6 protein-coding genes and 1 tRNA gene are annotated in these 10,272 nt (G+C 46.1%); 3 read left to right on the plus strand and 4 right to left on the minus strand.

What is annotated here, in order from left to right; genetic code table 11:
• The first annotated feature begins 158 nt into the window (after positions 1-158).
• A complete protein-coding gene (locus ACHA99_RS20360; protein WP_393944655.1) occupies positions 159-3,395 on the plus strand; it encodes an ImpA family metalloprotease in 3,237 nt (1,078 codons plus the stop codon).
• Between the two features lie 158 nt (positions 3,396-3,553).
• Entirely contained in the window at positions 3,554-3,781 is a 228-nt protein-coding gene (locus ACHA99_RS20365) for a hypothetical protein (RefSeq protein WP_105250390.1), read from the plus strand.
• 18 nt (positions 3,782-3,799) lie between these two features.
• Here ACHA99_RS20365 and ACHA99_RS20370 read toward each other — a convergent pair whose 3' ends face one another.
• From ACHA99_RS20370 to hemE, 3 genes are all read right to left on the minus strand, one after another.
• A complete protein-coding gene (locus ACHA99_RS20370) occupies positions 3,800-4,603 on the minus strand; it encodes an SDR family oxidoreductase (RefSeq protein WP_113941707.1) in 804 nt (267 codons plus the stop codon).
• A 75-nt stretch (positions 4,604-4,678) separates the two neighbouring features.
• Positions 4,679-7,258: a putative bifunctional diguanylate cyclase/phosphodiesterase gene (locus ACHA99_RS20375; RefSeq protein WP_393944658.1), complete on the minus strand. Its 2,580-nt coding sequence runs from the start codon at positions 7,256-7,258 to the stop codon at positions 4,679-4,681.
• A 416-nt stretch (positions 7,259-7,674) separates the two neighbouring features.
• Positions 7,675-8,739 (minus strand): uroporphyrinogen decarboxylase, encoded by a 1,065-nt coding sequence (gene hemE / locus ACHA99_RS20380; RefSeq protein WP_006079904.1) that lies wholly within the window; start codon positions 8,737-8,739, stop codon positions 7,675-7,677.
• A 457-nt stretch (positions 8,740-9,196) separates the two neighbouring features.
• On the opposite strand from hemE, the gene rsd reads away from it, so the two are divergent.
• Positions 9,197-9,676 carry a sigma D regulator gene (gene rsd / locus ACHA99_RS20385; protein ID WP_105250394.1) on the plus strand — a complete coding sequence of 160 codons (480 nt, stop codon included), beginning with the start codon at positions 9,197-9,199 and terminating at the stop codon, positions 9,674-9,676.
• Between the two features lie 494 nt (positions 9,677-10,170).
• On the opposite strand, the gene ACHA99_RS20390 is transcribed toward rsd, so the two are convergent.
• Positions 10,171-10,247, minus strand: a tRNA-Asp gene (locus ACHA99_RS20390).
• Positions 10,248-10,272 lie beyond the last annotated feature (25 nt).

Below are 10,272 nucleotides of genomic sequence, written 5' to 3' on the forward strand. Positions count from 1 at the left end.
ACCGGCAAGAAGCCGGTTTTTTTGTGCCTGTTTTTTGACAAACGTCAAATATAACATCATGATTTAAAATAAAATTATGTAATTAATTCTATTGAAAATAGGAGCAACAAGATACAATGTCAACCAAATGTTAAATACACCAAGATCAAGGACTCCCCATGAGTATTAGACTACTTTATGCCTCCATTGCCATACTGCTTAGCGGATGCGGTGGCGGCTCAGAAGATGCTGGCACGACAACACCACCCACTCAGCCGCCAGTCCAACCTCCCGCGCTGGTGCAATACACCGCCAGCAGCCTATCGGTAATAGGTGGAGCACTGAGTCCAAGCAGCCAAAAAGTGGAGTCTGGCAAAAGCGCTATTTTTAGCATTACTGCCGATATCGGCTTTACGCTTGAGGACATTACTGGCTGTGGTGGCACGCTCAATGTGCTGACTTACACCACTGCGGCCATGACGGCCGATTGCACTATCACGCCGACATTTATCAGTAATGCCGAAAATGCCATTAAGCACCAAGATCACAGGCTTGCCAGCGCGAGTGAGTTAATTGATTTCAGCATCGCCGAACTCGCTAATATCGACATCAAACGTAAAGCCCAGATAAATCAGCTATATCAAGGTGTCGGTAGCAGCATCTCTTGGCATCCAACCCATGACTCAATTACCTTTTCGAGCTTTATGCCAGAGAACACTTTTACTGTCTTACCATCAAATGTCGATGGCAGTGGGGCAAGCGCCGTTCGTGGGTTAGTGATGGCGGGCGAGCAACAGGGGCAAAGATATGCGGCCATGGGAGGAAATCTATTTTCTGTCAACACTTCGGCGCAAACCGATACTTTATTGAAAAACCTTTTAGGCTGGCTGACCAAAGGCGCCGATAAAACCGACGGCCTCAGCATAGTGACCGCCCAAATGCCGAGCAAGGCTGACAGTTGGTACTTTCCCCATAATGAAGGGATCCGCACTTGGCTCACAAACAACTACCCCGCAGCCCATAGCATTAATACAGCAAATACCTGTGACTACAGCGAGTTAAGCAACTGTATCAACACACTGAAACCGGATCTGATTATCATTAGTGACATAGACCGTCAGTCACTCGGTTTTGCAGGCATAAAAGCCGCGATCGCTAACGCCAAAGCGGCAGGAATTCCCTTGTTGCTCTCTAACTACTGGCGTAATGAAAGCCCAATACTGTCGCCACTTTACCTTGAGATGGGGCTTTCTACCTCTGGCAATTACTGGTCAAAACTCAATACCAATAACCTCAGTGTGACCGACATTTTGGTCGAAGACACCGCCCTGGCCAAAGTGAATAATTTGCTCGGTAAGCTTAACGAAGGCCGCTTCGACACCTCAGTACTCAACGACTGCGGCGGTAATTACTTGAGCTGTAATGCTGCCGCCTTTGTTGACTCATTCAAAACGGGTGCCGATTGGTATCGAGCCAATGCTGAAACCTTAGATAACCATGCTATCGATGTGTTTACCAAAGCAGACTTCCCCTTGATGAAGGCCGGACTGCTGCTCGCCGATAAGTATCGCAGCGAGATTGACTACCCCATAGCCTACAGCGAATACGCCCAGTGGCAGCAGGCCCTGTTTGCCGATTGGACCGTCAGCTATGCCCGTACCCATAACTTAGCCCAGCCAGATTTAGGTGAATATGTTACCGACAGAGCCAACCTCAGCAAGGGCAGCAATGCGCACTACGCTTATCCTGCGACTGTCACAGAACATAAAACCATTAGCGTGCCCTATGCAGGCCAATGGACGACCACGGGCTGGTATGCGCTGCCAGGACAAACCATCAGACTCACTCGTCTCGATAGCAGCGCTACAAATGTGGAGATCAAACTCAACTACCACAGACGTAATACTAACCGTGCCTATGAGCAGAAAATCTACCGCGGTCCATTGGAGTTGGCGCAGCAACGCCTGCGCTTAGCTCAAGGACAAAGTCTCGAATTTTCTTCCCCCTACGGTGGGCCGATTTATCTGTATATCAGTGGTGATACTTCGAGTGCTGATAGCGGCGCGTTAAGTGTCGAAGTCAGCGCTGAGCATGTGGCTAAACATCCGACCATTATGGATTTTTCAAACCCTGCAGAAATAGCAGCCTTTAACGATCGCATCCAAAATACCGAATTACCCCATGTGGACTTGCGTACCGATGGTGCCGAGCAGCATCTGCGTCGCGACCGCTTTTTAAACGCCATAGGCGGGGATGTGCCCGATGTAAACGCGCTACTCAAAAGTATTGTCGATGACCATATCAACAGCGTTTACACCCTTGCGGGACTTAAGATCCAAGGCAAGAGCTTAAGTGAATCCTTACCCGCCGATGTGCTAGCGGCTTGCAAAGGACTGTTTGGCGACGACTGTATCGATAATAGTCTGCATACCCGCACTATCATTCAACACGCGAATTATGACCAAAATGCCCAGTGCGGTGGAGGTTGTAGCGGTAATCCTTGGGACGCAGCATGGAATATCGACCCAACGGGTTGGGGTGATAACCATGAGTTAGGCCACAATCTGCAAACTAACCGTCTCAATGTGCAATATGCTGCGGCAAGTGATAATGAAAACTGGGCAGGTTATGGCAGCCGCGCAGGGGAAAACTCCAACAATATCTTCCCCTATGTGGTGAAGTGGAAAACCCATTATCTGCGCGAAGGCAATACAGGCACAGTGACCGATGGTCACATGAACCACAAGGATCTCTTTTATGTGTTTATGTCCGATGCCGCAGGTACAACAGACACCAATGGTAAACGCCTAGTGTTTGGCGCCAATTGTAAGGTGCTCGATGCTGGTGAAGACAGATACACTGCGCCTTGGGCCAGCAATGCTTATGCAGTGCATAACGGTTATCGCATGGCGTTTTACATCCAAATGGCGCTTAAGGCTCACGGCATGACGCTCAGTGACGGCACCACTCTGAACAATGGCTTTAATCTCTTTACCTTGCTGTATCAACACAGTCGTATTTTCGGTAAATATGCGAATAACGCCAGTGATTGGGAAGCGAATCGTAGCAAACTGGGCTTTGGCCAATTTTCGTTTGAAGGCAATAGTGTCTACGGTGGCAAAACGGTGAAAGATATTCCGGGCAACGACTTTATGCTGGTGTCTTTGAGTAAACTCACAGGCAAAGATTGGCGCAGCCATTTCGATATGTTAGGCCTACACTACTCAAGCCTTGCTGCCGCGCAAACAGCCGCCAATGCCACATCAGGGGCTATCTCCATGGGCATGTATGAGTTAGAAACCGACTTGCCACCCGCCAATATGAGCCAAGGTTTGACCTTTGTGCCCCTGTCACTCACTGATGGCACTACACAGTGGAAAGGCGTGGGTTCGCCAACCCAGTGCACCAAACCATAAGTGTGCTAAACCTTAATCTCGCTAAGATCATAAACCTCGCTCTGGCGGGGTTTATGTTTGCCTGAAAATGTGATGTAAAGCACATACCTAGGTTCAGATGACGTGCACCATCTAGCTTCTTATATTTTTAACAATCATGAAATTAATGGGGTAAATATATGGGTTATTCGATAAAAGATCTTATTTATCAAGGTGAAAAATCAGGCGTGCATAACTGGCAAACCCTAGAAGGAGCCAGCTTTTACTGGCATCCAGATTGGTTTCATATTGCAGAGGATATGACGGGCCATAACGCGACTGTGACTATCGATATCGATGGGGACAAAGCGACTCAAAGTGAAGCTGAACAATCCATCATTAAGCATCTCAATAAGAGTGGCAAATAGCTTGTAGTGGCAAAGACTTTAGTGCCCGGAGGCGATCGCCCTGCGGGCAATTTTGTCGATTAAGCCTGGTGCGATCAGCTTAAGCCAACGCCCCAAACGACCGCGAAGTGAAGTAATCAGTTGACGGCCTCGAGTTGCAATCACTGGCAACATCATATTAGCGCATTGCTCAGCAGTCAGTATCTTAGCTTCTTGCATCGGTGACTTGCCTAAAGGATTACCTGCACCATCAAGGGCGCGTTTGTGAATTTGTGACACTACAAAATCGGGGCAAATAACAGTTACGGCCACATTATCATCCACTAATTCAATCCGCAAAGAATCGAAAAAACCAATCACAGCATGTTTAGAAGCGGCATAACCGCTGCGAGTAGGAACGCCCGTTAATCCAGCGACTGACGCCACAACCACCACTTGGCCTTTACTGGCTTTCAAGTGCGGTAACGCGGCATGGGTTAAATACGCAGGACCAAGATAATTCACCCGCATTATGTCTTCAAGCACCGAGAGCTGAGTCAGTTCATCAAAACGTGACCACATAGTCATGCCAGCATTGTTAATCAAAATATCGAGATGGCCATAATGCGCAACTGCAGCTTCAACTAAGGCTTCACACTGTTCTGGGCTGGAGACATCGGCGGCAAATACAAAAGGAGGCGGACCATAATTAGCGATTTCTAAAGCGAGTGAGGCGAGACGTGTTTCATTACGCGCACTGAGCACCAGTTGGCAGCCCATTCGCGCCATTGCCACTGCGAGCGCCCGACCAATACCTTCTGAGGCACCCGTGATGATCACGACCTTGCCAGTGAGTCCATCCATAGTCATTCCTTTGTTATCGCTATGTTAATTACGCCTTTTGCTAAATTGGCATAATCACGCTAAAAGCGCAATCCTTCACGCGCGTTGTGCAAGCCTCATCTCATATTGCTCACGATAATTAGCTAAGGGTTGCGGGCGCCCTATCGCATAACCTTGCGCATAATTAATGCCTATGCTCAACAACCTGTCAATAATATCCTGATTCTCAACAAATTCAGCAACAGTCTCGATTCCCATAACCCGACAAACATCCTGAATCGATTTAACGATGGCGTAGTCTTTAGCATTCACGGCGAGATTCTTAATAAAACAGCCGTCGATTTTGACATAATCCACGGGCAGCTCACGCAGATAGCCATAAGAGGCAAAACCACTGCCAAAATCATCCAGTGCAAATGAGAAACCGAGTTTACGTAACTGCTTCAACATTTCCATACCACGATTGCGATTTTGGATCGCGGTGGTTTCAGTAATTTCAAAACAAATACATTGGCTTGGAATATCAAAAATGTGTTGCTGCTGGGCGATATATTCCACCATACCTTCGGCACCTAAACTATTGCCCGAAAGGTTGATCGAAATACAATGATCAGGCCAAAGCACGGGGTTCAAAGACAACCATAAAAAAGCTTTGCGGATGACTTCTTTATCGATATCTGGCATCAACTTAAAACGTTCAGCGGCGGCTATAAACTGCGCTGGCGCCAAAATGCGGCCACAGGGCTCTTGAATTCGTAACAGAATTTCCATTCGTTGTCGCTGCGGACCACTGCCTAGTCCGCGGATCGGTTGGTAATACAGGATCAACTCGTTTTCTTCAATCGCTTGCGCAATACGTACCGCCCATTTAGGCGCATTTCTTTGGTAGGTGAGCTCTTTATCTTTATCATCGTAAAAATGAATTTGATTAGCCCCCTTAGCTTTAGCGGCAATGCAGGCGATATCAGCGTCTTTTAATAACTCTTGTGCATCAATATAGGGGGCTCGGCCAAAGGCAACACCTATGCTGAGGCCAACTTTATAATTACAGTTTTTATCGTTCAACACTTGCATGGAGACTTGCGCGATCATTTGCTTCAGTAATTGCGCCACAGATAAGGCACTACGATTACAAATCACTAAACCAAACTCATCGCCACCAAGGCGCGCCAATAGCTCCTGTGGCCCAAGACAAGCCTGCATGGCCTTAGCCACCATAGCAAGCATACGATCTCCTGCAGTATGGCCACAGCTGTCGTTAATCAACTTGAATTGCTCCAAATCGAGGTAACAAACGGCGATAGTTTTGGCTGAAGCGGCAAATTGGGGTAACTGCTCATCAAATGCCTGACGGTTTAGCAGCCCTGTAATGCTATCGAAATTTGCCCTTTTTTGTAGCTGGTGTTTAAGCAACTCTTCTTGAGTGATATCCCGCAATACCACGACAGTTCCAACAATTTCTTTATCGTGATTGCGCAGATTGCTGATACTGCGATCCATAATCCGAGGCGAAGCAGTTAATAGCTTGATTTTCTCGACCTGCGGCGCTGATTCTTCGAGACGAATGCAGGTAAAAACCGCCTGATTCAACTGCTCCCCAGCCTTTAACAGACTCGCAAGGCTCTGACCTATGGCATAGCAACTAGCAACATCGAGAAGCAACTCGGCCCGCGGATTCATATAAATCACGTTGGCATCGACATCGGTCAAAATCACCGCTTCAGCAATGGATTCTAAGGTGATTTTCGCGCGTTCTTTTTGCTGATAAATTCTTGCCAGCAAGCTATTAACACGGCTGGCGAGCACTTCTAATTCTTCATTACCCTCGCTTGTAACGGGTTGATAGACACTGGACATAGGATCGACCAGCGCCAATTGATGCATCAGATTTTTAAAGGGTTTGAGTAAGCCCGAACGCAGCCAAATATAACCAAGACCGACAATAAACACACCAAAGAGAATAAATCCGAGCGATACCCAATCAAGTTGAAATTTAACCTCTCTAAAGGGACCATCGGAAAACAGTACTTGCAGGTAGACAGGCTTATCTTTTAACAGACTTGGAATGTTAATCGCGTCACTGTGCACACCATCAACTGTTGGCGTAACTTCGCGAGAATGGCTCATGCTCACCTTAGTCACCAATAAGGCCTGAGCATATTCCAGTAAGTCTTTATCAGTCAGTTGGCGTACCAGCAGCACAGATTCATTGGGCGCAGAAGCCACGGAAGTAACGACATAAGCATACTTGCCCATCAAATAAGCGCCAGCAACACTGGGCTTGTCGGCACTGACAATAGCACTGGCGATATCTCGTAACTTATCATTCTCAAAGGGACGTTCATTGGGAAAAAAAGGGTGCAATTCACCCTGCCGTAGAATATACCAACTCAGATTGGCTGACATTGAGCTATCGCGCCACGAGGATTCAAGCTTTTTAAGTTGATATTCATCTAATTGAGACAAAGGTAAGGCATAGATATTAGTGAGAAAGGTTAAGCGATCGACATCAATTTGAAACTGCTGCTGGATATTGGCAAGCTCACGGTTAGCACTATCTTGACGTAATAGCTCGACGCGATGGTCGTACCAATAACCAAGACAATAGGAGACAATTACCACCGCAGGGAGACAAAAGCCCGCAATAAATACCATTATTTTCTTGCCAATGTGCATCTCTTACCACGGCTTGTTATGACTAAATTGATTGACGGCCTTGCATAATCCTTCACTGCGCCATGCAACATATCTTATTTGCGAATAGTATTAAACATCACTTCGCTTTAGTCGTTGCTAAAGTAGACATTTTCATGCAATTAAATCAATTCTATACCTTTGATTTAAAAATAAAATCTATAAATTAAACGATTCTGAATTTTACTTTTTATCAAGATAATTCACACATAATCAGTATGTGAATATAGGGTATTTAAGTCGTTATTTAAAAGTAAGACCCATTAAGCTCGCAGACGATAGAAACCACCGCATACGCTAGTCCATAAAGATACCTTTGCGAGAAGCTCCAATGCTATCAAATTCAAATGTCGGATATAAAACAGGCCCGCAAGCGGGCCTGTTTCGCAAACCAAAAATTATTTATGGTATTGCTTTGATTGCGCATGAACCGCCTTGATAAAGGCGCCAGCATGTTCTGGATCGACATGCTGATGAATACCATGGCCTAGGTTAAATACATGGCCAGTACCTTCACCATAACCCGCTAAAATATGACCAACTTCCTCTTCGATACGTGGAATTGGCGCATACAACATGGATGGGTCCATGTTGCCTTGCAATGCCACTTTATGGCCTACACGACGACGGGCATCGGCAATGTCTACCGTCCAATCCAAACCTAGTGCATCACAGCCAGTTTCTGCCATCGCTTCTAACCACAAACCACCGCCTTTAGTAAACAGCGTCACTGGCACTTTACGGCCATCGGCAAAGCGTGTCAGACCATCAATAATCTTCTGCATATAACGCAAAGAGAACTCACGGTAAGCAGAGTGCGATAACGCGCCGCCCCATGAGTCAAAAATCATCAAAGATTGCGCACCGTTAGCAACTTGAGCATTCAGGTATAAGATCACTGAATCGGCTAATTTATCTAACAGCATGTGTAATGCCATTGGCTCAGCGTAAGCCATCTTCTTAATTTTTTCGAAGGTTTTGCTCGAACCACCTTCAACCATGTATGTCGCTAAGGTCCAAGGTGAACCAGAAAAACCAATTAACGGCACTGCGCCATTCAGTTCACGGCGAATAGTGCTAACGGCTTTCATCACATAACCCAGCTCATCTTCTGGATCTGGAATTGAGAGCTTTTTGATCGCATCGATAGTGTCTGTTGGGCGTTCGAAACGTGGGCCTTCACCCGCCTCAAAATACAAACCTAAACCCATAGCATCGGGCACGGTTAGGATATCGGAAAACAAAATCGCCGCATCAAGATCATAACGACGTAAAGGTTGCAGCGTGACTTCACAGGCAAGCTCATGATTTTTACACAAAGACATGAAGTCACCCGCTTGAGCGCGAGTAGCTTTATATTCAGGAAGATAACGGCCAGCTTGACGCATCATCCACACAGGGGTCACATCGACAGGCTCTTTTAGTAGGGCGCGTAAATAACGATCATTCTTTAATTCTGCCATTGGGCTTGGTTCCTAGTCTTATTGAGATCCGCTGGGTCGGTAGTTTAGCATTTACGCGAATAATGTAACCTTTATGTGCAAATTTATGTGAGCTATTCCCCATCATTGGCGTCGACTTGACCGCATAAACCGGAAAATGTTAGCCAGCTAACATACTGCTCATTTATTCGTAACGAAGTCACACTCAGACAGAAAAAAGTTGCGCCGGTTCCCCGCCTTTGGTATAAAAAGTCTGCGCTAGCAAGAACAATCAAGAAGCTCGTCGCATCGAGCCTGCTATAAACTTTACTCGCCCAACGATAGGTTTCTATCGTTGGGCTTTTTATTTGCATTTTTCGATACGAAACAGCTGGTTTGTCCATTTCGTCATTCTCGCAAATTCGCATGAAAAGAGTTGATCGATTAGCAACTTGTCCCTACATTAGAGTTATGTGCTGGCACTTAAATGGAATGCATCATGCTGAGAGAACTCGAAAAAGCAGAACAGAAGTGGGGCGGTTCAAACAAGCTTATAGATCAATGGCTAAAAAACCGTCGAAAACTGTTAGTGCATTACTGCCAAATTGCTGGGCTTCCTCCTTACGGTAAATCAGAAAAATCGCTTCCCTCGTTCGAACATGTTAAATCTTTCTGTGACTTATTAGTTGACTATGTCTCCGAAGGACATTTCGAGGTCTATGATAAAGTCGTCAATGCCTGCAGTGAATATGGCGAATCAAGCAAAACGCTCGCGCAACAAGTATTGCCCAAAATCACGCCAACCACGAATGCAGCATTAGATTTCAACGATAAATATGCGGAAACACAAGACGATTTCGTATTATATCAACTCGATAAAGACCTATCTGAGCTCGCCCATAACATGGAAACACGCTTCGAACTCGAAGATGAACTACTTGAAGTTCTCCATCGCAAACATTCTGAGCACAACCAGTAGTCCTCCTTCATAAGCGCACCTTGCGGCATCTGTGCGCTTATCTATCTTTTCCCCTCAATCGTTTTGAAAATGAAGTAGCATCTTTGGGCTACTACAGAAACACGTCCTAGTGCCATTAGACAGCAACCGTTTGAATCAAATTGAATCCGATAAAGCAGACGTAGTCATGGCCGAGGCAGCACACATTGGCAAATCGTTGTTTCAATAGGTATGGCGATATTGTTATGTAATGCTCGATAGCCTGAATGCATTGAGGAGCTACAGAGGATGACTCAGTTGGGCTTTCGGGAATGGATAAATTTTGCTAATTAATAGAATTGGTTTAGCTTTAAAACAAAAATGTCGTATTCTGATAAGGATCTCATCTACATGATGGCCGAGTATGACTATAACCACATGCTTCGAGCCCGAAGCATGTGCGTCACTGGGACGAATTATCCGCGACGCCATAACGAAAAAAGCCTCATCTTTCGATGAGGCTTATCTCTTAATGTTGGCGGAGCGGACGGGACTCGAACCCGCGACCCCCGGCGTGACAGGCCGGTATTCTAACCAACTGAACTACCGCTCCTTTAGCTTAACGTTTACACGTTAAC

This window comes from Shewanella sp. S23-S33 (assembly GCF_043359565.1).
Lineage (GTDB): Bacteria > Pseudomonadota > Gammaproteobacteria > Enterobacterales > Shewanellaceae > Shewanella > Shewanella oncorhynchi.